Raw genomic sequence first — 23,300 nt, forward strand, 5'->3', positions numbered from 1 at the left:
TCACGATCCGGCAACGAGTCGGTAGGCTCATCTCCATAACCGCGGCCGAACGCGCGCCGCAGGCCGACCCAGACCGTTGGAGGTACCCCAGTGAGCGTCGAGACCGATCCGAATCCCGCGTTCGCGGCCTACGCGCACCCGGAACGTCTGGTGAGCACCCAGTGGCTGTCGGCTCATCTGGGAGCCAAGGGCCTCAAGATCATCGAGTCCGACGAGGATGTCCTGCTCTTCGACATCGGGCACATCCCGACCGCGCAGAAGGTCGACTGGCATCTGCACCTGAACGATCCCGTCACGCGCGACTACATCAACGGCGAGCAATTCGCGGAACTGATGCGCAGCAAGGGCATCGAGCGCGACGACACCATCGTCATCTACGGCGACAAGAGCAACTGGTGGGCCGCCTACGCACTGTGGGTCTTCACCCTGTTCGGTCACGAGGACGTGCGCCTGCTCGACGGCGGACGCGACGCCTGGATGGCCGAGGACCGTGACACGTCCTTCGACGTGCCCGAGTACCCGCGGTCGGATTACCCGGTCGTCGAACGTGACGACAGCCGGATCCGCGCGTTCGCCCCCGAGGTGCTCGAATCGCTCGGCACCCAGCCGCTCGTGGACGTCCGGTCGCCGCAGGAGTACACGGGTGAACGGACGCACATGCCCGACTATCCCGAAGAGGGCGCACTGCGGGGCGGCCACATCCCCACCGCCATCTCGATCCCGTGGGCCAAGGCCGCCGCACCCGACAGCCGGTTCCGGTCGCGGACCGAACTCGACGACGTCTACAGGGAGTTGGATCCGCAGACGCCGACGATCGCCTACTGCCGCATCGGGGAACGGTCGAGCCACACCTGGTTCGTCCTCACGCATCTGCTCGGGTTCGACAAGGTGCGCAACTACGACGGCTCGTGGACCGAGTGGGGCAACGCCGTGCGGGTGCCGATCGCGGTCGGCGACGAGCCGGGGCCGGCGCCGCAGTGACCGGACTGCCGGCACCGCTCGCCGAGATCGTCGACGATTTCGGCGCTCTCGGGGATTCGGACAAGGTCACGCTGCTCCTCGAATTCTCCCGGGAGCTACCGGAATTGCCGGAACGCCTGCGCGAGGACGCGATGGAGCCGGTGCCGGAATGCCAGTCCCCCGTGTTCCTGTCGGTGGATGCGGCCGACCCCGAGGCGGTACGCCTGTATTTCAGCGCGCCGCCGGAGGCTCCCACGACGCGCGGCTTCGCGTCCATCCTGAGCCAGGGACTCGACGGCATGCCCGCCGCCGACATCCTCGGTGTGCCCGCGGATTTCTATCACGACCTCGGCCTCGATTCCGCGGTGAGTCCGTTGCGGCTGCGTGGCATGGCGGGCATGTTGGCGCGCATCAAGAATCAGGTGCGCGCGCAGACCGATCCCCCGGCCTGAGACATGCGGTTCACCCAGATCCGCGACGAGGACCTGGCACCCGGAGGTCTCGTCGAGTGGACACCCTATGTCCCCGGCGGATTGGGCGCGTGGCATCACGATTCGCGGCTCACCTCGCACAATCATGAACAGCACCTCCGATCGGCCTTCGACTACCGGGTGCGCACCCAGCGCGAGGGCGGCCGCGAGTCGTGGCTGGGGTTGTCGATCGAATTCGATGAGCCACTGTCGATTCCGGCGATCCGGTCGACTCTGACGCAGTGGATCGACCGCCACGAGGTGTTGCGCAGCCACGTGGTCATCAAAGGTGATGGGCTGCAACGACTCAGCACTCCGCCGGGCACCGTGAAACTGAAGATGGGTCGCGTCGGCTGGTACAACGCCCCCGGCCCGTTGATCGAGCAGATCGCCGGCGCCTTCGATCGCGCCACCGCCCCCCTGCACTGGCCGGCCTACATGTTCGCGACCGTGGCCCGCGAGGACTCCTTCACGTTGTTGTTCGCCGCGGATCACTCACTGGTGGACGGGTATTCGCTCATCATGGCGCAGCACGAACTCACGCTCCTGTACCGGGCGGCGCGCGCGCGGACACCGGTTTCTCTGCCCCCGGTCGGCAGCTACGTGGACTTCAGCGCGGAGGAACGACGGGACGCCGACCAGAACGGTGCCGACCATCCGGCGGTCGCCTCCTGGGAGGGGTTTCTGCGTTCCGGGCGTGGCGGGATGCCGGGTTTCGAACTCGACATCGTGCCCGAGGACGCGATGTCGCGTTCCGAGAGCGCGGTCGCGCAGCAGTCCATCTACGGACTCCTGCTCGACGACGAGGAGACGAACCGGTTCACCGCGGTGTGCTCCCAGGCCGGGGGCACCCTCACCGCCGGCATCCTCGCCGCGTTCGCCATGGTCTATCACCGCCATACCGGGGATCCTCAGTTCCGCTGTGTGCTCCCACGCCATACCCGCGACGACCGGAAGTGGCTGACGGCCCTCGGCTGGTTCGTGGGCCTCGCCCCGTTCTGCATCGAGATGGGCGACGACCCGACCTTCGACCAGGCGATCGCCCGTGCGACAACCGAACTGAAGCGTTCCCGGATCGGCGCGACCCTGCCGTTCCTCCGTATCGCCGAACTGCTCGGTGTGCCGATGGAGCCACGGTTCGCGGTGTCCTTCATCGACACCCGGTACGCCAACGGCGCGGCGGAGGCCGATGCCGGACGGGCGACCGTGTTGCGCAGCCACAGTTACGCGCCGGTCGAGGTGTTCATCTGGGTGAACCGCACCCCCGGCGGACTCCGTGTGTCCGCACGCTTTCCGCCGGACGTATACCTCCCGCCCGCGCCGCCCGTCGCCGAGCCCGCCGGTTCCGCTCCCGGAGTGAACAATCCCACTCTGGTCCCCGACCAGCCCGAAAACGTCACCGACACACTCGGTCCCGTCCAGTCTTACCTGCAGGATTTCGCCGAACTGTTACGGGAAATCGGCGACACCAGCACTTTCTTTACTCGTGAGTAACCCACCGCACATCAACCGAACGAATGCTCGGTGGGCTAGGGTATTGCCCGGAACGCGCGACGCCTAGACTCCGAAGTGTTGCGCGTCACCCGCGCCGGCCGGCAACCCGGGCCCGGTGCAGGTGGACAGAAATCAGTGAAGCCCGACTTACCCAGGTGCCGCGCAACAGCGACACGACGCCCAGGAGAACAAGTGCCAAGTACCTCTGCGAACAGCATTTCCAAGGTCCTCATCGCCAATCGTGGCGAGATCGCCGTGCGGGTCATCCGCGCTGCCCGTGACGCAGGCCTTGCCAGCGTCGCGGTGTACGCCGAACCCGACGCCGATGCGCTGTTCGTGAAGCTCGCCGACGAAGCCTTCGCCCTCGGCGGTCAGACCTCCGCGGAGTCGTACCTCGTCTTCGACAAGATCCTGGATGCCGCCAAGAAGTCGGGCGCCGACGCCATTCACCCCGGCTACGGATTCCTCTCCGAGAACGCCGACTTCGCCCAGGCCGTCATCGACGCCGGGCTCACCTGGATCGGCCCGTCCCCGCAGTCCATCCGCGACCTCGGCGACAAGGTCACCGCGCGCCACATCGCACTCAAGGCCGACGCCCCGATGGCCCCCGGCACCAAGGACCCGGTGAAGGACGCCGACGAGGTCGTCGCCTTCGCCAAGGAGCACGGCGTGCCGGTCGCGATCAAGGCCGCCTTCGGTGGCGGCGGACGCGGCATGAAGGTCGCCTACACCATCGAGGAGATCCCCGAGCTGTTCGAGTCGGCCACCCGCGAGGCCGTCGCCGCCTTCGGTCGCGGCGAATGCTTCGTGGAGCGGTACCTGGACAAAGCGCGCCACGTCGAGGCGCAGGTGATCGCCGACCAGCACGGCAACGTGATCGTCGCCGGCACCCGCGACTGCTCGCTGCAGCGTCGTTTCCAGAAGCTCGTCGAGGAGGCCCCCGCGCCGTTCCTGACCGACGAGCAGCGCACCAAGATCCACGAGTCGGCGAAGGCCATCTGCCGTGAGGCCGGCTACTACGGTGCAGGCACCGTGGAATTCCTCGTCGGCAACGACGGTCTGGTGTCCTTCCTCGAGGTGAACACCCGCCTGCAGGTCGAGCATCCGGTGACCGAGGAAACCTCCGGCATCGACCTGGTGCGTCAGCAGTTCCGCATCGCCAACGGCGAGAAGCTCGAGATCTCCGAGGACCCCACACCTCGCGGACACTCCTTCGAGTTCCGCATCAACGGTGAGGACGCCGGTCGCGGCTTCCTGCCCGCCCCCGGCCCGATCTCGGTCTACAAGGAGCCGACGGGCCCCGGTGTCCGCGTCGACTCCGGTGTGGTCCAGGGCGACACCATCGGCGGCCAGTTCGACTCGATGCTCGCCAAGCTGATCGTCACCGGCGAGAACCGTGAACAGGCCCTGGAGCGGTCGCGCCGCGCGCTCGCCGAATTCGAGGTCGAAGGCCTGGCCACGGTCATCCCGTTCCACCGTCACATCGTCGAGAACCCGGCCTTCGTCGGCGACGGCGAGAAGTTCGACGTCTACACCAAGTGGATCGAAACCGATTGGGAGAACCCGATCGAGCCGTACACCGGCGGCGAGCCCATCGAGGAGGACGATTCGCTGCCGCGGCAGAACGTGGTCGTCGAGGTCGGTGGACGTCGCGTCGAGGTCTCGCTGCCCGGCGATCTGTCGCTCGGTGGCGGCAACGGGGGCGGCAACGGCGTCGTCCGCAAGAAGCCGAAGGCCCGCACCCGCGCCAAGGCCGGTGGTGCCGCGGCGTCCGGTGACGCCGTGCAGGCACCGATGCAGGGCACCGTCGTCAAGGTCGCCGTCGAGGAGGGCCAGGAGGTCTCCGCCGGAGATCTGGTCGTCGTGCTCGAGGCCATGAAGATGGAGAACCCGGTCACCGCCCACAAGGACGGCGTGGTCACCGGCCTGGCAGTGGAAGCGGGCGCCGCGGTCACCCAGGGCACCGTTCTCCTCGAGATCAAGTAGCACCACCACTCCCCGACCCGGGAGCCTCCATGGACGCGGTCGAGATCAACGCCGGTAGTTGGTACCTGCGCACACTTCGTGCCGACGACCGCATCTCCGACATACCGTCGCTCGACGACCTCGCCGTTCCCGATCCACTCGGGTACGTCGAGGTCGTCGCGCGTGGATGGCAGGACAAATCCCTCTTCGTGTGGGCGGTCTGTATCCCCACCACCGGCGAGTTGGTCGCCGTGGTGGGCGTGGCCCCCGACGGTCCGGACAGCGCGCGGCTCGTCGGTCGCGCACGCGACGGCCACACCGATGCCCTGGAGTCCGCGGTCGCTCCGGTCGGCCGTTTTGCCGACGGCGCACTCGGCTACCGCACCTCGGACCTCGTCGACGGTGTGCCGGGCCGCTGAGCCCTCACCCGGGCGGTTCCGACGCGCGCCGGGCGAATGCGGGAATGTGTTCCGGCCGAAGACCCACGAGCACCAGTCGTGCCGGGATGCGTGCCGGCCACGACCATCGCCGGAGCACCGGGGCGACGATTCCCGGGACCTCCATCCGGCGTATGCCCGCGACGACCGGTGTGATCCGCCGATGCACGAGACGCTGGACGCACTGGACGAGCAACGTCTGCGGCACGCGCCGACGTTGCACCCGTGCCAGCGCCCCTGTGTCCACGGTCCCGGTGCGCAGCGGTCCGGCGAGCAGTGCCGCTGCTGCGACTCCGTCCTGGACCGCGAGGTTCACTCCGACCCCGCCCACCGGTGACATCGCATGGGCAGCGTCGCCGATGCACAGGACGCCGTCGGCGTACCAGCGCTTCAGCCGATTGAGATGAATATCCAGCAGTTTCACGTCGTCCATCGACAGATGCATCGACGTGTCCCGCAGGCTCGGATGCGCCTCCCGGAGAGCCTGCAGAATCGGCTCGGTTCCCTTGGCGCGCAGCGCCTCGTCGGCCCCCTTCGGGATGAACATGCCGACCTGGAGGTATCCCTGCCGCGGGATCGTGACGAACAGTTTGCCGTTTCCCGAACGCGGCAGGATCGCGTCCTCCACCGGTGCGTCCACGTCGACGCGGAACCACCAGAGATCGACGTCCGGCGAATGGCGTCGCACCGGAATGTCGAGTGCGGCCCGCACCGTCGACCACCGGCCGTCGGCAGCGATCGTCAACGGCGCGTGTATCTCGTGGATCGCGTCCTCGGCATCGTCGCTCCGATCCCGATAGCGGACGCCGATCACCGAGTCACCGGATCTGATGACATCGACGACCTCGGCATCCATCAGCAGATGAAAATTCGGCTCCTCCCCTCCCGCGTCGGCGAGCAGGTTCAGGAAATCCCACTGCGGCGTCATCGCGATCCACGGATGGCGAAGTCGCAAGCCGCCGATGTCGGCGATGGTCACCATGTCGCCGGCGCTCGTGGGCAGCTCGACGTGGCGAATTCTGCTGTGCGGCATCGCTTCGAAGCGTTCGAACAGTCCCAGTTCGCCGAGTAGGTCCAGCGTTGCCGGGTGCACGGTGTCGCCACGGAAGTCCCGCAGGAAATCGCCGTGCTTTTCCAGCACGGTGACATCGACACCGGCCCGCGCGAGCACCAACCCGGCCATCATCCCGGCCGGTCCTCCACCGACGATCACACACGTCGTGTTCTTCACTGTCATGACACCCCCGTACTGTCGGTCAACTCTCTTCAGGACATTGCTCTTTAGTGTGTCCGTGCAATCGATCGCATCACCACCGCGCTATCCGGTCGTATGCCCCGAAGTGGACAACCCACAAGTTCCGTGTGACGGTGTTCACACGGGCCGGTCCCGGCCCGTGAATTCCGAAAGTCAGGAGATGCCATGTCCGAGGACGATCGCAAGACGGGTTCGATAGACGCTTCCGAGGCAGCCCGCATCATGGACGACCCGAACGCGACCGAGGAGCAGAAGTCCGTCGCGGCCAGCGTGCTGGCCCAGAGCGGCGGGACCAACGACGTGACCAGCGCGCGCGTCGCGAGCGAGGCCGGCCAGGTGCTCGACGATCCCAACGCCTCCGCCGAGGATCGTTCGGTCGCAGCCTCCGATCTCTCCCAGAGGTCGCACGGCGACAACTGACGCATCGCACGTTCTCCCCGACCGCGCCGCCGACCGGATTCCCGGTCGGCGGCGCCGTGCGTCAGGTGGCGCTGACCAGGTGCGGACGATCCTCGAGCCCGTGTGTGGACGACGACTCGTCGGCACCTTCTGCCGAATCGTCGGCCGGACCGTGAAAGTCCTTCTGCCGGATCAGAATCGCGGAGAGGACACCGCACACGAGCGCGACCACGGATGCCACCAGCAAGATCTCGTCGAGGGCATGCACGTAACCGGTCGCCGCCACACGGGCCACTTCGGCGCGCATCTCACCCGGCACACTCCGCAACACGCCGGCCATGTCCCCGTTCGACACCGAGCGCCCGATCTCCTGCGCGCGTGACGCCAGCGGCCCGCGCGACAATCCGGAACTGACCGCATCGGCGAAGGACGACGCCAGCAGCGTGCCGAGAACCGCTATGCCGGTGGCGATCCCGACCTGACGGAACGTGTTGTTCACGCCCGACGCCATCCCCGATCGTGCAGGCTCCACAACACCGACGGCCGTCGAGGCGAGCGGCGGGTTGATGAGTCCCGCACCGATTCCGGCGATGACGAAACCCGGGACCAGCTGCGTCCAACTACCGGTCGGGTCGGTCCCCCGCATCAACCACAGGCCGACGGCGACCAGCACGAAGCCCGGCCCGATCAGCCAGCGCACCGGCACCTTGTCCGACAACCTCCCCGCGACGGCCGAGGCCACGAAGATCACCCCGGAGAACGGAAGGAACCGCAGCCCGGCCTCCAGCGCCGAGTAGCCCATGATGTTCTGCAGGTAGATGACCAGATAGGTGAGCAGCGCGAAGATCGACGCCGAGATGGTCCATGCCGCGAGAAGTCCGCCCGTGAAGGTGGGCACGCGCAGCAATCGCGCATCGATCATCGGGTACGCCACCCGCGACTCGACGAGCGCGAAGACCATGAGCAGCACCGCCGAGGCGATCAGTGTGCCGGAGACGGTGGCCGATCCCCATCCGTCGGCGTGGCTGCGGATGAGGCCGTAGACACCGGTGCCGAGGGCGGCGGAGAAGGTCAGGCAGCCCAGCCAGTCGATACCGCCGGCGTCGGGGTTGCGGGATTCGTCCACGCCGAACCAGGTGATGGCGAGCGCGACAACGCCGACCGGGATGTTCACGAAGAAGATCCAATGCCACGACAGGCCACTCGTCAGCAGCCCGCCGACGACGGGCCCGACCGCCACGGACACGCCGGTCACCGCACCGAACACCCCGAATGCGATTCCGCGTTCCCTCGGCGCGAACGCGTGAGCGAGCAATGCGAGCGAGGTCGCGAACATGATCGCACCGCCGATGCCCTGGGCGGCGCGCGCGCCGATGAGGAATCCGATGCCGGGCGCCAGTCCGCACGCCAGGGAACCCGCGGTGAAGACCACGATTCCGATGGCGAACAACAGTTTTCGGCCCATGATGTCGGCGACCGAGCCCGCCGTCAGGAGCAACGCCGCCAGGGTGAGCGCATAGGCGTCGATCACCCACTGCAGACCACTCATCGATGACCCGAGGTCGGTCTGGATATCGGGTAGTGCCACGTTCACGATCGTCACGTCGAGCAGCAGCATGAACACACCGGTGCACACCGCCGCGAGGGTCAGCCATTTTCTGTTCATCGCACCATGCCTCCTTATTGAGTGATGACTCAGTAATTGTGACCATATTCTGAGCATGAACTCAAGAAGTTGTCCGATTCAGATACAGTTGACCCGTGACACGCCGAGGACGCCCCCCGAAGATCGGACGCGACGAGATCGCCGCAGCCACCCTGTCGCTGCTGCGTGAGCGTGGATTGACCCGACTGACGACACGCGCGATCGCCGACCATCTCGGAATCTCCGAAGGCAGCATCTTCTACCACTTCGGAGACCGGCAAGGTCTGATCAAGGCGACCTTCGAGCACACGCTCGGATCCCTGTGGGAGTTCCACGACCTCCCCGATCGCGCACCGGCAAGTCTCGACGACGTGCGCCATGACCTCCTCGCCGTCAGCAAGAACCTGAGCGTCTTCCTGCAGTCGGCGCTCGACGTGCTGCTGGTCAGCCAGGCCGACCTCGACATGCGGGCCGAGGTCTTCGCGATGATGGCCGAGAACGACTACGGCCCCAACCAGGGCATCGGCGCGCTCGCCGACTACCTCCGGTCGGCGCAGGGCACCGGGGCCGTGGACCCGAAGGCCGACGTACAGACCGTCGCCTACCTGTTGGTCAGTTCAATTTTGTTGCGCGCCATCCAACCTCGACTCGTCGGGCATGAGCGTGGGACCGTCGACGCCGAGCATGTCGTCGATACCGTCGTCGCCGCGCTCCGGCCGTAGTCCTCGCCGAGCGCGCCGGCGCCGTTACGTCAGAACGGCGGAGGGTCCGCCAGGCGGCGTCGACGGTTCCGCAGACGCTCGGCCGCACGTCGGGCGTACTTGTCCGCCAGGCGAGTACGACTCCGTCGGGGCGTCTCCTCCGATGGCTCGACCGTCGACCGAGTGGCGAACCGGATGCGGCGTAGGCCACCGAAGAGATCCTCGTTGGTCTCCGCCTCGCCGGGGATCGTCAACCCCTCGGGGGTCGTGTACTCGGTGCACAGGCGACCGTTCTCGTCCCGGAACTGATCGTCGACCCAGTCACCGAAGGTCTTCAGACGGTGACCGAAGCGGCACTTGGTGTTCAGTCCGTCCGCGGTGGTGCGACCACCGTGGACGGGAGATTCATGGTCGTATTCGGTGACGTGGTCGAGGTCCGCCCGCCAGGCCGAGCACTCGCAACCCGGGTCGACACAGTAGCCGTCGCGAACACGGACGAAGGTGCTGAGGCAGGTCGACGGACGATAGGGATCCGACGGTCGGTGGGCGGGCATGGTGAAGGTCCCATCCGATTGTTCCGCACCATCTTTCGGGACCACGGGACGAATGAGTGCGTCCGGACGACTCGCAAGATCGCGCACATGCTCGTCGCTGATCAATCCGTGTCCGTCGACGAATCCCGCGTTGGCCGCGGTGCCCGCCAGTGTCCCCTCGTCGCACACGACGTGCACGATGATTCTGGTCGACGGCGGTGGAACGGAACCAGGCGCCGGGATCTGCGCAGAGCACTCGCCCTTTCCGCAGTCGCAGGGGAACTCGGTTCCGGAGAGGAGTGCGAACATCGCATCCGAGCGTCGTTGCCGTATGGTGCGGGCATCGTCGTCGCAGACCGCGTTCGCGAGCGCCTCGACCGATGCAGCAGCTATCCGGACGTTCTCGGCCGACATGACGCCGGTGATCTCGGCTACGCCGTCGCCCCTGGCGTGCGTCCACACACCACGCGCGTCGAGGGCGTCCTTCCGGCGGTTCCGCACAGCATCCGGATCATGACGAAAGACGATGCGGTCAAACATATCTCGGAGTCGGGAGCGCGACCATGATCCCCGGATACGCCGCAGCGTCTCGGCGATCTCGTCATCGATGTCCGCCATCGCCGGCGAGGCCGGATCGACGAGATCGGTACGGGTGATGGCCAATTGGGCGTGCCACGGATGGATCGTGCCGTCCCGCAGACAATCCAGCACCCCCGGCAACCTGTCACGTAAGGCGACGGCCTCGTCGACGAGACGCTCGGCGGTGTGCTGGGGCATACCGCGGGCACGCGCGATACGCGCCGCGCAATCGGCAAAGGCGTCGACGATGCGATGGTCGGTGTTCGCGTTCGGGGCGACCAACCGGTCGAACATCGCTGCGGCCGACCGGTAGTCCGCATACGCGAGAAAGGAACGGCCCCGGTCGATCTCGGCCATGCCGAGCAGCAGATCGTTCACCTCGGAGCTATCAGCGTGCTCGGGATCGACGCCGCGAAGATGGTCGGGCGGCAACCCGGGCCACGGTGACGGATTGGTCAACAGTGATGACACGGACGAGGCCTTCCGACGAGACGAACACGGAGCAGGATCCCGTCGTCATCGTGGAAACTCGTCATCGTCGGGGCCGACGCGCCGTCAGTCGTAACACTGCGGCGACCGTTGTCGGTCCCTGGTCATCCTGTTGCGACCAACCTACGCGCAGCCACCGACAAACTCGCTCACCCGGTCCGCTCGGCCGTGGTGCGTTCGAGGTCGACGAATGCCTGCACGTGCAGGTCGGAGCCCGCGACCGCCTTCTCGATCTGGTGCATCGCGGGCTCGATCGCACCGACGACGTCGTCGTAGCTTCGGTCGGCCGGTGCGGACACGTGGATCCGGATCAGTTTGTGTCCGCGATCATCGGTGGCGGCGACATCGACGCGGTCGAAAATCGGATTCGCGCGCAACTCGTCCTCGACCGCGTTCGCGATCAACTTGGGTGCCACGGTGAAATCCCCGTCGCGTCCGCTGCCTGCCAATTCGATCACGCCGATCTTGCCGGGCCGGAACAGCGCCGCGATGAGCGACCAACCCCAGAGGAGGCCGACGAGCAGGACACCGACCAGCACGGCAGGCCACCATTCCTGTGCCGCCCATCGCGCCGGCGCCGACGCATCGAGGTCGTCGATCCATCCCTTGACCGGCGATACGTCGAGGTGCCAGAGAATCGGTGCCACCCCGACGACCAGGAACAGCAACCCCAGCAGGCCGACACTGATACGCAGAAGTGCAGCGGGTGCCCGGTTCATCGACGCGCCTCCTCGGTTCGGGATCGCAGCGGACTACGCAGCCGGAAGCGCACCGTGACCTTCCTCGACGGGTCGACACGCCCGACCACGTCCGAAACCCGTTCCCGGACTTCGGCTTCGTCGACGTCCCGATTCGCGATCACGGTCGTCTTCACCCGCCGGCGACCGACGACGGTCGTCGCACCCGCCACGCCGGGAACAGCTCGAACGGCGGCGCTGCAGCGGCGGGCCAGATCCACCGGCCGTGTCCAGACGCCGGGGTAGCCGGCCACGGGAATCCGGGACTTCCGGCGAGGACGGATCGACGATGCGATCAGCCAGAGACCGACGAGGATGAGCGCAACCGCGACCGCCCACATCCACGGCTCCCAGGTCGCGTCGGCGATCCAGTCGGCAGCCGATCGGAACCAGCGCGGGCCGGACACCCACCCGGCGCTGACGAGGAGGTCGTGGACAGCTATCGCGGCGAGGGCGAGCAGCAGGATGCCCAGGAGCGCGCCATAGATGCCTGCCGTGGGATTGCCCGCGGGCCGCGACGCCGCTCCGGTACCGGCGGCGGCTCGATCGTCGTCGTTGGTCACGAAGTCGTTGGTCACGAATGCACCTCCTCGCGTTCTGCGTCGATGTCCTCGGTGGACGCGGCCGAGCCGGACGGGAGCTGCCGCGGACCCAGCGTGACGTATCCGCTTGGCGCACGGCCGGTTTGCCGCTCGGCAACCTGCTGCGGGGTCAGCACCTGCTGCACCGATACGTCGACCCGGGTCGGTATCACACCCGCCAGACGTGTCAGTTCGCCGGTGACGTGTGCACGCACCTGCTGACATACCTCGGTGATCGGCGACGGCCAGCCCACCGCGATGTCCACCCCGACGGCGGCACCGGCGCCCGCGCGGTCGACCGTGGCGTTCGGATACGAACCACGGCCGGAGACCGGCCCGATGAGCGATCCGAGTGTCGTGGAGTACGACACGACACCGTCGACCTCGCGTGCCGCGTGCGTCGAGATCGTCACCAGCACACGGTCGTCGATGATCAGCTCGCCGGGGACATCGCGTACCGGTTCGTCCCCGGTCGGTTCGTTCGTTGCCGCCGGTTCACCCACGGTTGCGGCTCCGGAGCAGCCGGCCCAGGTCGATGACTCCGTCGCGTTGCAGGCCCAGTGCCAGGCCGACGGCGCCGAGAAGAACCGCGAGCAGGAACCCGCCGAATCCTCCCGTGGTCGCGGCGATCGCGAGCAACAGCCCGACGAACAGTCCGATGGTCGCATTGTCACGCATGATGGTCCGCCTCATCCGTTGTGGATTTCCCGGCGTCCGACGTGGATGTGCCGGATGTCTCCGGGCCGGAATCGAATTCGATGTCGTCGACGGTCACGTCGACCGGAAAGCCCGCCACCGACTCGGAGGTGTCACGGACTCGTTCGGCGACCCAACGCAGATCGGCCACGGGGCCGAGCACCACGTGGACCGCACCGCGGCCGCCGGACAGCGCCACCCCGGTGATCCGGTCACCCGGGAGCACCGTGGCGATCTCACCGAAAGCGCCGCCCGACAACCGATTCACCCCGGGTACCGCCAGCACCGCCGACGCGATCCGGGCTGCCGTCGAGCCTTCGTCGGCAGTCCCGGACTCGCCGGCGCCGGCCTCTCCGGCCGTCATCACTGCACCCGGGATGTCTTCGGTTCCTTGTCGGCGTCGTCATCGTCGTCGTCGAGGTGGACGTCGTGGACGGTGACGTTCACCTCGGTGACCTCGAGTCCGGTCAGCTTCTCGATGGCACTGACGATGTTGCGCCGAATCGCTGCCGCAAGTTGATGAATCGGCACCCCGTACTCGGCGACGATCTCGACGTCGACGGCGACCTGCCGCTCGCCGACCTCGACCGCGATGCCCTGGGAGACGTTGGTGGTCCCGGGAAGGATTTCCCGCACCCGGCCGACCGCACGCTCCGTCGTACCACCGAGGGCGTACACCCCGCCGATCTCCCGCGCCGCGATGCCCGCGATCTTCGCGACCACCGCGTCGGCGATGGTCGTCGAGCCACGCTCGGCGGCCGGCACCAGGTCGGTTCCGGGCTTGTGTGTCGATGCACCGGAACCTGCAGGGACCGTAGTGGATTTCTCCGCACCGGACTTCTCGGCACCGGACTTCTGATCGGACGTCGTGGCCATCGAATGAACCTCCTCCGGGCCGCATCGGCGACCCACTCGCGTGGATATCGTGGCCGGCCTGACGCGAACACAAGCGTCAGGTTCGGTCGTACGCCATGCTAATCATGTGATGCACAGGTGTGCACGCGCTGGCGCGTTCGGAGTTGCTCCCGCGAGGTCAGAGAGCCGCGATGGAGGTTCGCGAGTTCGGCTACGACACCGACGAATTCGCGAACGACTCCAGAGTGCCGGTGGCGTCGATGTATTCGGTCACCCACCGTTCGATCACCGCGGAGGTCTTCTCCACCTTGCGGAACTGGCCGACGACCTGTCCGACCGGGTTGAAGGCGACGTCGATGCTCTCGTCCGGGTATTTGTGGGTGGCCGCAACCGCCATGCCCGACACCATGTATTGCAGGGGCATGCCGAGTGGTTCGGGGTTCTCCGGGTTCTCCCACGCCTCGGTCCAGTCGTTGCGCAGCATGCGGCAGGGTTTGCCGGTGAACGACCGGCTGCGTACGGTGTCGCGACTGGAAGCGTCGATGTAGGTCTGCTGCTGGACCGGAGTGTTCTCGGCCTCCTCGACCATCAGCCACTGCGAACCGCTCCATGCCCCCTGCGCTCCGAGAGCCAGCGCGGCGGCGATCTGTTCACCGCTGCCGATACCGCCGGCGGCCAGAACCGGCACGGGCGCAACCTCTTTGACGACCTGCGGCCACAGGACGATCGAACCGACCTCGCCGCAGTGGCCGCCACCTTCGCCGCCCTGCGCGATGATGATGTCGACCCCGGCGTCGGCGTGCTTGCGCGCCTGCTTCGGCGAGCCGCACAACGCGGCCACCTTGCGACCGGCCGCCTGGATCCTCTCGATCATGTCCGAGGGCGGGGTGCCGAGCGCGTTGGCGATGAGCGTGACCTTCGGGTGCTGCAGCGCGATCTCCACCTGCGGGGTGGCCGTGGCCTCGGTCCAGCCGAGCAACTGCAGTGAATTGTCGCTGTCCTCGTTCAGGGGTACCCCGTGGTCACGCAGCAGTGTGCGGCCGAATTCCAGCGTCTCGGCCGGGACCATCGACTGGAGCATCTTCGTGAGATCCTCCGCGGACATGTCGGAATCCATGCCCTCATACTTGTTGGGGATCACGATGTCGACGCCGTAGGGATGATCGCCGATGTGCTCGTCGATCCAGTTCAGTTCGACCTCGAGTTGTTCGGGCGTGAAGCCGACCGCGCCGAGCACCCCGAACCCACCGGCCTTGCTGACCGCCACGACCACGTCACGGCAGTGGGTGAACGCGAAGATCGGGAACTCGATACCGAGATCGTCACAGATCGGGGTGTGCATTGCGGACTCCTCGCCAGATGAAAACTAGAACATGTTCTCATTTAAATACCACCTGCACGGACCGTGAACAAGCGATACCCGGGGACAGCCCTGCTCGCCGGGTACCTTCGCGTACCGATACGGTGAGGACGGAGGTGGAGAGTTCCCGATGAGTGCGCCGCAGGAGTGCCCCGAGACGTTTGCGACGCCGGAGCCGGACCACCCCAAACTTGCCGTCGCCATCCTGTGCGCGGCCGGAATCGTGGTCTCGTTGATGCAGACGATCATCGTTCCGCTCATCCCGGCCCTGCCGGAGATGCTGCACGCGCAGAGCCGCAGCGACACCAGTTGGGCGATGACGATCACCGTCCTCGTCGGCGCCGTCACGACCCCCATCGCGGGCAGGCTCGGCGACATGTACGGCAAACGCCGGATCCTGCTGGGCAACATGGCGGGCGTCGCGGTCGGATCGGCCGTCTGCGCACCGTCCGAATCGCTGCTGCCGTTCCTGATCGGACGTGGGCTGCAGGGCCTCGGATTCGGCACCATCGCCATCGGCATCAGCGTGATGCGCGACATCGTCCCGGCCTCCCGACTCGGTTCGTCGGTGGGCGCGATGAGCGCGTCACTCGGCGTCGGCAGCGCACTGGGACTTCCGTTCGCCGCACTGCTCGCCGAGTACGCGAATTGGCATGCACTGTTCTGGGTCTCGATGGTCACGGCCATCGCCGCCGGCGTCGGCATCCGGCTGGCGATCCCCGAGAGCGGCCATCGCAGCGGCGGACGGTTCGACATCCTCGGCTCGGTCGGCCTCGCCGTGACGCTGGTATGTCTCCTCCTCCCCCTCAGCAAGGCGTCCGACTGGGGATGGGCCGACCCCCGCACCATCGGTCTCCTGGTGGCCGCACTCGTCACCGGCACAGTGTGGAGCCTGTACGAACTCCGGCGGCGCAATCCGCTGGTCGACCTGCGGGTGACCGGCTCGCGGCCGGTGATGCTGACGAATATCGCCTCGGTGGCAACCGGATTCGCGTTCTTCTCGATGCAGCTGATCCCGATCCAGATCCTGATGGCCCCGACCGTCACCGAGAACGGCGCCGGACTCGGGATGTTCGTCGCCAGCCTGATCCTGGCGCCCAGCGGACTCGTGATGTTCGTGTGCTCGCACCTCAGCGCCCGCATCACCGCCGCCCGCGGGCCGCGGATCTCGCTGGCGATCGGCAGCATGGTGATCGCGTTCAGCTACATCGTGTTCATCGTCGCCATCGTCACCGGGTCGTCGATGCCCTGGTGGGTGGTCCTCGTGGTGTCGCTGCTGATCGGCGCGGGCATCGGGGTGTCCTACTCGGCGATGCCGGCGTTGATCATGCGCACCGTCCGCGTCGAGCAGACCGGCGAGGCCAACGGCGTCAATGCTCTTGCCCGGATCGTGGGTACCACGCTGTCGTCGGCGACCATCGGCATGATCCTGACCGGCATGGTGGTGACGACGGCCCTGCCCGGCGGTGGCAGTGTCACCGCCCCTTCGGATGCGGGCTACCTGGTCGCCTCGGCGATCTCGCTCGGCGCGGCGGTCCTTGCCGCAGTGATCGCGATGGCCATCCCGAGCCGCGCCTCGATCGTCGAGGAGCCCATCGAAGCATAAAGTTTGGCTACCCGAACTTTATCTTTCGATCGACTTGAACCTGCTCCGGGACTGTGCCAGATTGGGCAGATGACGACGGCCCAGGATCCCGCGCCCACCCGTCGGCGCACCCGGAGATCGCTGGGAGGCGCCGCCCTGCTCGGCCCCGCCTTCGTCGCCGCCATCGCCTACGTCGATCCCGGCAACGTCGCCGCGAACATCACCGCGGGGGCCCGCTACGGCTTCCTCCTCGTGTGGGTACTGGTGCTGGCGAACATCATGGCGATGCTCATCCAGTACCAGTCCGCGAAGCTCGGGATCGTGACCGGCCGCAGCCTGCCCGCGATTCTCGGCGACCGACTGGGCCGGCGGTCCCGCCTCGCGTTCTGGGTGCAGGCCGAGATCGTCGCGGTCGCCACCGATCTCGCCGAGGTCGTCGGCGGGGCGATCGCCCTGTACCTGCTCTTCGATCTACCACTGATCGTCGGCGGCGTCATCGTGGGCACGGTCTCGATGGTGTTGCTGCGCCTGCAGAATCCTCGGCAGCAGCGGCAGTTCGAACGCGTGATCCTCGCGTTGCTCGCGATCATCGTGATCGGCTTCCTCGCCGGTCTCGTGGTGAACCCGCCGTCGGCCGGTGATGTCGCCGGCGGGCTTCTGCCGCGGCTGCAGGGACCTGAGACCGTTCTGCTGGCGGCGAGCATGCTCGGCGCAACGGTCATGCCGCACGCCATCTACGTGCACTCCGCGCTCGTCATCGATCGGCACGGAGTCGCCGACACCGATGAACGCCGCCGCACCCTGGTGCGGGCCACCCGATGGGATGTGGTGGTCGCGCTGGCGGTGGCGGGTGCGGTCAACATCGCACTGCTGCTGCTCGCCGCCCAGAATCTGCAGGGTCAGGACGGCACGGACTCGATCGAAGGCGCCTACCACGCCGTCGACGGTGCGATGGGTCCGGCGATGGCGACCGCATTGGCGATCGGTCTCCTCGCGAGCGGACTCGCCTCGACCTCGGTCGGTTCGACGGCGGGCGCGGTCATCATGGGCGGGCTCCTCCGCGTGCGGATACCGCTGGTCGCCCGTCGGCTGTTCACCATGATCCCGGCGCTGGTGATCCTGGCTATCGGCGTGGACCCGACGATGGCACTGGTCATGAGCCAGGTGGTGCTGAGCTTCGGCATCCCCTTCGCGATCATCCCACTCGGCCGCCTCACCGGAAACCGTTCACTGATGGGCGATTTCACCGACGGCCGGGCCCTGCGGCTGTTCGCGACTCTCGGTGCCGTGGCCATCGTGGTCCTCAACGTCGCCCTGATCGTGCTGACCTTCACCGGTTCCTGAGTGACGGTGTCGCGCCGTCGCACGGCCCAGATATTTCGTTAGCGCGTGTAACGATTGTCGTCCGGACCGCGAACACCTCTACGTCGGCACGGTGTGCCGACCGGGCATTCTCGATCGGCCCACACCGAGAAAGGACAAATACCCGATGACACGCTCGACGAACCGATCCACCCGCATCGTCGCAAGCGGAGCCGCCCTGGCAGCCGTCGCAACCCTGGGACTCGGCGGCGCCGTGGCACACGCCGCACCCGCGAAACCTGCCGCGACGAGCTGCACGTTCCACTATCCGAACCCGAATCTCAATGCGGTACAAGGCAAGAGCACCGCGAAGATCATTCCGGCCGGAAACGGCAAGATCGGCGTTCGGCTGGAAACCGACTCGATGTCGTTCGTCGGCTACAAGCAGGAGCTCGGTATCACCTGGGCCAACCTTGACACCGGACGCAACGGCCAGGCCGGCACCACCGCTCGCGTCGCCGGTCCCAAGAACACCCTGACGGTCCCCGACATCGCCACCAAGCGCGGCCGGGTGGCCCTGGTCATCTCGGCCACGAATACCGGGGCGTTCAACCCCAACGCCAACAGCTACGGCGACTGCAGCATCGACGTTCGCGTGCGCTGATCCGCCACAGAAATTTCACGTCACAGGCCGGCCGACCGGATTATCCGGTCGGCCGGCCTGTCACGTGCAATCCGTGTGAGGATTCGGCAGTCAGCCGGCCGCGTCGTACCGTGCTCGCGCAGCGTCGATTTCGTCGATATGGGCCTCGGACCATCGCTTGAGCGCCGCGATCTCCTCGTACAGCGAGCAGCCCAGCGGAGTCATTTCGTAGTCGACCGTCACCGGCACCGTGGGAGTGACCTCACGGAGGACCAGTCCGTCGCGTTCGAGGTTTCGTAGCGTCTGGGTGAGCATCTTGGGACTGACCCCGGCGATCTGGCGCGCGATCTCCGAATACCGTTGCGGGCCTTGCGCGAGGGCGCATAACACCAGGGTCACCCATTTGTCACTGATCCGATCGAGCACCCGACGACTCGGGCACACCGCGAGAAACGCGTCGTACTCGATCTTCGCCTGCTGTCGCCGTTCTTCGGCGGTCATGGTCGGCATTTCCATCTCCTGCCCTGAATGGAGAGCTACGCACTTCAAGGTACCTACTTCCCGTCGGATAGTCGACAGCCGATAGTTGTCGACACGGGACCACCGTGCGGTATCAGCCGAAGACAAGGGAGGAAGATCGATCATGACCACGAACACGGAGACCACCCAGGCGATCGTCACCGCTCAGGCGGGTTCGCTGACCATTGCGGACCTCGCCCCGCAACACCTCGGCCCCGGAGACGTCCGCATCCGCGTGGCCGCCGCGAGCATCAATCCGGTCGACGACTTCCTGATCTCCGGGCTCGCGCAGGAAGCGGGCTGGACCGAACAGGGCACGATCGTCGGCCTGGGCTGGGATGCCGCCGGCGTCATCGTAGACACCGGCGCGGAGGTGCACGATCCCGAACTCACCGTCGGCGCCCGGGTCGTCGGCATCGCCCCCAACCCCGCGAAGGCGGTCGGCGGCCAGTCGACCGAGTTGGTCGTCGATGCCGGTCACGTGGCGGCGATCCCCGACGACTTGACCTTCGTGGGAGCGGCAACCGTCCCCCTCAACAGCCTCACCGCGGACCAGGCGCTCGACGCCCTGGGCCCCGCCAACGGCACGCTGCTGATCACCGGGGCGGCCGGTGGAGTCGGCGGTTACGCCGTCCCCCTCGCGCATGCGCGGGGCTGGAACGTCACTGGGCTCGCCCGATCCGGCGATCTCGACTACGTCGCTTCCGTGGGCGGGAAACCGATCGACCGGCTACCTCCTGGCACCCAGTATGACGCGGTACTCGATGCGGCAAACCTCGGCGCGGAGGCCACCGCCGTCATACGCCGCGGTGGCGCCATCGCCCGCCTGATCGCCGGAGACATACCGGCCGATGGTCTCGAGGTCCACTCGATCATGATGCAACCCAACATCATTCGGCTTCGCGCCCTGCTGGGGGAGGCAGCCGCCGTACGGTTGCCGATCCGCGTGCGGGCCACCTACCCGCTCGACGACGTCGAGGACGCCTACCGCGATTTCCGCGCGGGCGGACGCGGCCGCGTCGTGATCGTCACCGACCTCGCGGGTTGACCGACGAAGCCCCACAGAAATTTCACGTCACAGGCGGGCCGACCGGATTATCCGGTCGGCCGGCCTGTGACGTCGAATCCGTGTGGCGAACGGCGCTCAGGCGCGCAACAACCCCTTCGCCACATGGGTCACCTGGATCTCGTTGCTGCCCGCGTAGATCATCAGCGACTTCGCGTCCCGCGCAAGCTGTTCCACGCGATACTCGGCCATGTAGCCGTTGCCGCCGAACAACTGCACGGCCTCCATCGCCACATCGGTCGCGGCCTTCGAGGAGTACAGCTTCATCGCCGACGCCTCCGCCAGGCTCAGCGGCTTGCCCGCCTTGCTGCGCTCGATGGCGCTGAAGATCATGTTCTGCACGTTGATCCGCGCGATCTCCATCTCCGCGAGCTTGAGCTGGATGAGCTGGAAATTGCCGATCTCCTGACCCCACAGCTTGCGGTTCTTCGCGTAGTCGAGGGACAGGCGCAGCGCCTCGTTGATGATGCCGAGGGACAGTGCCGCGATGCCGACGCGCTCGGCGGTGAAGCCGGCCTTCGCGCCCTCGCCACCGCGCGAATCCGAACCGGTGTCCTCGGTCTCGCCGAGCAGGCGATCCTTGCTGACTCGCACGTCGTCGAAGAACAGTTCGCCGGTGGGCGAACTCATCATGCCCATCTTCTTGAACGGCTTGCCCTGCGTCAGACCCGGCATGCCCTTGTCGAGGACGAAGGTCAGCACCTTGCGGTCACGCATCGGGGTGTCGTCACCCTCGTCGAGCTTCGCGAAGACCACCATCGTGTCGGCGAACGGCCCGTTGGTGATGAACGTCTTGTTGCCCTTGAGGATGTAGTCGTCGCCGTCGCGCTTGACCGTGGTCTTCATGCCGCCCAACGCATCCGAGCCGGAATCGGGTTCGGTGATCGCCCAGGCGCCGACCTTCTCCATGGTGACGAGCTCGGGCAGCCAGCGCTTCTTCTGCGCGAGGGTGCCGCGGCTGCGGATGGTGGAGACGGTGAGCCCCATGCTGACGCCCATCGAGGCGACCACGCCGAGCGCGACCCCCGCCAGCTCCATGTTGAGAATCATGAACATCGAGTTGGTCATGCTGCTGCCGCCGCCGTTGCCCGACTTCTTCTCACCGGCGGCCTCGGCGGCGAGTTCCTTCTCCAGGCTCTCCTTGGCCATCGCGTCCACGCCGAAGGTCGCGAGCAGCTTCCGGGTGATGTCGTAGGGCGGCAGCTGACCGGTCTCGAGTTCGTCGACGTGCGGACGGATCTCCTTGTCGATGAACGACCGGATCGCGTCCCGCACCATCAGATCTTCTTCGGACCATTCGAACATCGGCTGACTCCCCTTCTGTGTGCCAGCGTCGGCACATCGAGAACATGTTCCACTTTGCCGACCACTCTGTCAGCACCGGCCCACCGATGTCTAGGCACAAACGGGGGCTTCTGTTCCTTTCAGGCGTCGTGCAGCCCCGACAACCCGTTGAGTGCCACCACACCGCCCAGGATCAGCAGGACGACGGCGATGAGCACGTCGGCATAGCGGACCATCCAGGCATTCGCGGCCGCGAGCATCCCGGCGGCACGAGAACCGAGTATCGCCGTGCACACGACCGGCGCGAGCACCCCGATGCTGCCCACCACGATGAACACCACCAGCGCGACGACCTGCTCGACGGCGACCGTGGACACCGCCGCGATCGACGACACACCCGCCACGACGACCGCGAGATTCTTCGGATTGACCGACGCGAGCAGGAACCCGATTGCCGCGGCCCGCAGGGCGCCGACGTTGTCCATGAGTCCGCGCGGCTTGGTCGATTCATCGTTGCGGCGCAACCACTTCCGCAATGCCAGTCCGATGAGGACCACACCCGCGATCACCTTCACGATGTCCAGCCACGGCCCGTTCCGGTCGCCGATCGACACGAGATCGGCGAGCGCCACGATCACCGCACTCGCGACCACCAGCCCCGCACACCATCCGGCCGCGAAAGCCACCGGCACCACGAGCGGACGTTTGATGACGAGCGCCATGGCTGCGAATGCCGCGGGGAGCGCCGCGAACAGCAGACCGATGGCCGCGGGCACACCGGCCAGCACCGCATCGGTCATCCGGTCACCACCCCGCTCCACGCAGGTACCGACATCGCCACACTCCTGCCCGACCGGCGGTCGCGTCACTCGCATCCGCGCCGACCACAACTCTAACGAGCGGACCGTTGCCGATCTGCGAAGATCGAGTCATGAACGCCGACGACCTCGCAGGCCTCGGCCCCTTCTTCGCGGTCGACACCCATGTACCGGATGACGCACCGACCGATCCGTGGTTGCCGCTCGGTGACCTGCTGACCTCCCCCGTCATGACCGAGCGTGTCGAGAGGGTCCGCGCCGCATTGGCCCCCGGCAGTCCGGACGGCCGGGTCGACATCCGGGTGGCGGCGTCGGTGGCGCATCTCGGCATCGTCGCGCGCATCACGGCGCCGATGATCGCGGCCGCCGCGATCTCCGGTGTGCCCCTGTCGGATTCACCTCTCTCGGCGAGCATCTCCGACCTGTGGTGGCAGAACCGGCTCGGCGGTCCGTTCCCGCTCGCGGTGACCTTCCGAGATGCCGCCGCGCCGCAGCCGTGGGCGCATACGGCCGTCCCCGAACTGACCGACGTGTTCGCGAACACCTTCTCGATGAGCCGGCAGGTGCTCGGCGGCAACATCGCGTCGGCGGCCAACAGCGCCGCCCGCCTCATCGGAGATGCCCGTCCGGATCTCGCGGACGCCGCTCGCGCCACGGCCGACGAGATCCTCGGCAGCCCCGACGTCGAGGAGGGATCTCTGCACGCGGGACCCGGGTTCCGGCGGCGCAGTTGCTGCCTGATCTACCGGGTCTCGGGCGACCGGACGGCGATCTGCGGCGACTGCGTACTCGGCTGACGCCGGGTCGGCCTGCACGACTGCCGGGCGGTCTGCTGCAGTGGGACCCGGTCTCGATACGCGGCGGGCTCGCTACGCTCACACGCCGCTACTCGACCAGCATCCGTGGGCAGGCCACGATGCTGATCGA

At 67.0% G+C, this 23,300-nt stretch carries 25 protein-coding genes; 12 read left to right on the plus strand and 13 right to left on the minus strand.

Translation table 11 applies throughout. The features are described 5' to 3' along the window. Positions 1–90 precede the first annotated feature (90 nt). The 5 genes from AC4JJG_RS00480 to AC4JJG_RS00500 all read left to right on the plus strand — a co-directional run bounded on the left by AC4JJG_RS00480 (position 91) and on the right by AC4JJG_RS00500 (position 5,308). Complete coding sequence (locus AC4JJG_RS00480) at positions 91–981, plus strand: sulfurtransferase (RefSeq protein ID WP_495399474.1); 891 nt, start codon at positions 91–93, stop codon at positions 979–981. Next, positions 978–1,412, plus strand: a complete 435-nt coding sequence (locus AC4JJG_RS00485; RefSeq protein ID WP_495399473.1) for a SufE family protein — start codon at positions 978–980, stop codon at positions 1,410–1,412. Before AC4JJG_RS00480 ends, AC4JJG_RS00485 begins: the two co-directional genes overlap by 4 nt. A gap of 3 nt (positions 1,413–1,415) precedes the next feature. Further along, complete coding sequence (locus tag AC4JJG_RS00490) at positions 1,416–2,924, plus strand: condensation domain-containing protein (RefSeq protein ID WP_495399472.1); 1,509 nt, start codon at positions 1,416–1,418, stop codon at positions 2,922–2,924. A gap of 192 nt (positions 2,925–3,116) precedes the next feature. Then, a complete protein-coding gene (locus tag AC4JJG_RS00495) occupies positions 3,117–4,910 on the plus strand; it encodes an acetyl/propionyl/methylcrotonyl-CoA carboxylase subunit alpha (protein WP_495399471.1) in 1,794 nt (597 codons plus the stop codon). Between the two features lie 29 nt (positions 4,911–4,939). Then, positions 4,940–5,308: a hypothetical protein gene (locus tag AC4JJG_RS00500; protein ID WP_495399470.1), complete on the plus strand. Its 369-nt coding sequence runs from the start codon at positions 4,940–4,942 to the stop codon at positions 5,306–5,308. Positions 5,309–5,312: 4 nt separating this feature from the next. On the opposite strand, the gene AC4JJG_RS00505 is transcribed toward AC4JJG_RS00500, so the two are convergent. Further along, the gene (locus AC4JJG_RS00505) at positions 5,313–6,563 is read right to left on the minus strand and encodes an FAD-dependent oxidoreductase (protein ID WP_495399469.1); all 1,251 of its coding nucleotides are present in this window, start codon (positions 6,561–6,563) and stop codon (positions 5,313–5,315) included. A gap of 183 nt (positions 6,564–6,746) precedes the next feature. Between AC4JJG_RS00505 and AC4JJG_RS00510 the strand changes: the two genes are divergently transcribed. Next, on the plus strand, positions 6,747–7,001 hold the full coding sequence (locus tag AC4JJG_RS00510; protein WP_495399468.1) for a hypothetical protein: 255 nt from the start codon (positions 6,747–6,749) through the stop codon (positions 6,999–7,001). A gap of 61 nt (positions 7,002–7,062) precedes the next feature. On the opposite strand, the gene AC4JJG_RS00515 is transcribed toward AC4JJG_RS00510, so the two are convergent. Next, positions 7,063–8,646, minus strand: a complete 1,584-nt coding sequence (locus AC4JJG_RS00515; protein ID WP_495399467.1) for an MFS transporter — start codon at positions 8,644–8,646, stop codon at positions 7,063–7,065. A 95-nt stretch (positions 8,647–8,741) separates the two neighbouring features. Between AC4JJG_RS00515 and AC4JJG_RS00520 the strand changes: the two genes are divergently transcribed. Then, entirely contained in the window at positions 8,742–9,347 is a 606-nt protein-coding gene (locus tag AC4JJG_RS00520) for a TetR/AcrR family transcriptional regulator (RefSeq protein WP_495399466.1), read from the plus strand. 29 nt (positions 9,348–9,376) lie between these two features. Here AC4JJG_RS00520 and AC4JJG_RS00525 read toward each other — a convergent pair whose 3' ends face one another. From AC4JJG_RS00525 to AC4JJG_RS00560, 8 genes are all read right to left on the minus strand, one after another. Continuing rightward, the gene (locus AC4JJG_RS00525; RefSeq protein WP_495399465.1) at positions 9,377–10,909 is read right to left on the minus strand and encodes a DUF222 domain-containing protein; all 1,533 of its coding nucleotides are present in this window, start codon (positions 10,907–10,909) and stop codon (positions 9,377–9,379) included. A gap of 167 nt (positions 10,910–11,076) precedes the next feature. Further along, on the minus strand, positions 11,077–11,646 hold the full coding sequence (locus AC4JJG_RS00530; RefSeq protein WP_495399464.1) for a hypothetical protein: 570 nt from the start codon (positions 11,644–11,646) through the stop codon (positions 11,077–11,079). After that, positions 11,643–12,242: a DUF6286 domain-containing protein gene (locus tag AC4JJG_RS00535; RefSeq protein ID WP_495399463.1), complete on the minus strand. Its 600-nt coding sequence runs from the start codon at positions 12,240–12,242 to the stop codon at positions 11,643–11,645. Before AC4JJG_RS00535 ends, AC4JJG_RS00530 begins: the two co-directional genes overlap by 4 nt. Continuing rightward, entirely contained in the window at positions 12,239–12,748 is a 510-nt protein-coding gene (locus tag AC4JJG_RS00540) for an Asp23/Gls24 family envelope stress response protein (RefSeq protein WP_495399462.1), read from the minus strand. The genes AC4JJG_RS00535 and AC4JJG_RS00540 overlap by 4 nt, the downstream gene beginning before the upstream one ends. Next, complete coding sequence (locus AC4JJG_RS00545) at positions 12,741–12,923, minus strand: DUF2273 domain-containing protein (protein WP_495399461.1); 183 nt, start codon at positions 12,921–12,923, stop codon at positions 12,741–12,743. Before AC4JJG_RS00545 ends, AC4JJG_RS00540 begins: the two co-directional genes overlap by 8 nt. After that, the gene (locus tag AC4JJG_RS00550) at positions 12,916–13,305 is read right to left on the minus strand and encodes an Asp23/Gls24 family envelope stress response protein (protein ID WP_495399460.1); all 390 of its coding nucleotides are present in this window, start codon (positions 13,303–13,305) and stop codon (positions 12,916–12,918) included. Before AC4JJG_RS00550 ends, AC4JJG_RS00545 begins: the two co-directional genes overlap by 8 nt. Beyond that, positions 13,305–13,817, minus strand: a complete 513-nt coding sequence (locus AC4JJG_RS00555) for an Asp23/Gls24 family envelope stress response protein (RefSeq protein WP_495399459.1) — start codon at positions 13,815–13,817, stop codon at positions 13,305–13,307. Before AC4JJG_RS00555 ends, AC4JJG_RS00550 begins: the two co-directional genes overlap by 1 nt. A 190-nt stretch (positions 13,818–14,007) precedes the next feature. Beyond that, entirely contained in the window at positions 14,008–15,138 is a 1,131-nt protein-coding gene (locus tag AC4JJG_RS00560; protein ID WP_495399458.1) for a nitronate monooxygenase, read from the minus strand. A gap of 148 nt (positions 15,139–15,286) precedes the next feature. Between AC4JJG_RS00560 and AC4JJG_RS00565 the strand changes: the two genes are divergently transcribed. The 3 genes from AC4JJG_RS00565 (at position 15,287) to AC4JJG_RS00575 (ending at position 18,707) form a co-directional block, all read left to right on the plus strand. Beyond that, positions 15,287–16,762, plus strand: a complete 1,476-nt coding sequence (locus AC4JJG_RS00565; RefSeq protein ID WP_495399457.1) for an MFS transporter — start codon at positions 15,287–15,289, stop codon at positions 16,760–16,762. A 69-nt stretch (positions 16,763–16,831) separates the two neighbouring features. Then, positions 16,832–18,085 carry an Nramp family divalent metal transporter gene (locus AC4JJG_RS00570; RefSeq protein ID WP_495399456.1) on the plus strand — a complete coding sequence of 418 codons (1,254 nt, stop codon included), beginning with the start codon at positions 16,832–16,834 and terminating at the stop codon, positions 18,083–18,085. A gap of 145 nt (positions 18,086–18,230) precedes the next feature. Then, positions 18,231–18,707 (plus strand): hypothetical protein, encoded by a 477-nt coding sequence (locus AC4JJG_RS00575; protein WP_495399455.1) that lies wholly within the window; start codon positions 18,231–18,233, stop codon positions 18,705–18,707. A 90-nt stretch (positions 18,708–18,797) separates the two neighbouring features. Here the strand turns inward: AC4JJG_RS00575 and AC4JJG_RS00580 are convergent, their stop codons facing one another. Continuing rightward, positions 18,798–19,196 (minus strand): winged helix-turn-helix transcriptional regulator, encoded by a 399-nt coding sequence (locus AC4JJG_RS00580; protein WP_495399454.1) that lies wholly within the window; start codon positions 19,194–19,196, stop codon positions 18,798–18,800. Positions 19,197–19,329: 133 nt separating this feature from the next. Here AC4JJG_RS00580 and AC4JJG_RS00585 point away from each other — a divergent pair, with 133 nt between their 5' ends. After that, a complete protein-coding gene (locus tag AC4JJG_RS00585) occupies positions 19,330–20,253 on the plus strand; it encodes an alcohol dehydrogenase catalytic domain-containing protein (RefSeq protein ID WP_495399453.1) in 924 nt (307 codons plus the stop codon). Positions 20,254–20,349: 96 nt separating this feature from the next. Here AC4JJG_RS00585 and AC4JJG_RS00590 read toward each other — a convergent pair whose 3' ends face one another. Together AC4JJG_RS00590 and AC4JJG_RS00595 are read right to left on the minus strand one after the other, a co-directional pair. Next, positions 20,350–21,576 carry an acyl-CoA dehydrogenase family protein gene (locus AC4JJG_RS00590; protein WP_495399452.1) on the minus strand — a complete coding sequence of 409 codons (1,227 nt, stop codon included), beginning with the start codon at positions 21,574–21,576 and terminating at the stop codon, positions 20,350–20,352. Positions 21,577–21,695: 119 nt separating this feature from the next. Next, positions 21,696–22,355 (minus strand): GAP family protein, encoded by a 660-nt coding sequence (locus tag AC4JJG_RS00595; protein ID WP_495399451.1) that lies wholly within the window; start codon positions 22,353–22,355, stop codon positions 21,696–21,698. A gap of 131 nt (positions 22,356–22,486) precedes the next feature. Between AC4JJG_RS00595 and AC4JJG_RS00600 the strand changes: the two genes are divergently transcribed. Further along, positions 22,487–23,170 carry a (2Fe-2S)-binding protein gene (locus AC4JJG_RS00600; RefSeq protein ID WP_495399450.1) on the plus strand — a complete coding sequence of 228 codons (684 nt, stop codon included), beginning with the start codon at positions 22,487–22,489 and terminating at the stop codon, positions 23,168–23,170. The last annotated feature ends 130 nt before the right edge of the window (positions 23,171–23,300 follow it).

This window comes from Gordonia sp. B8661-1, assembly GCF_059427765.1.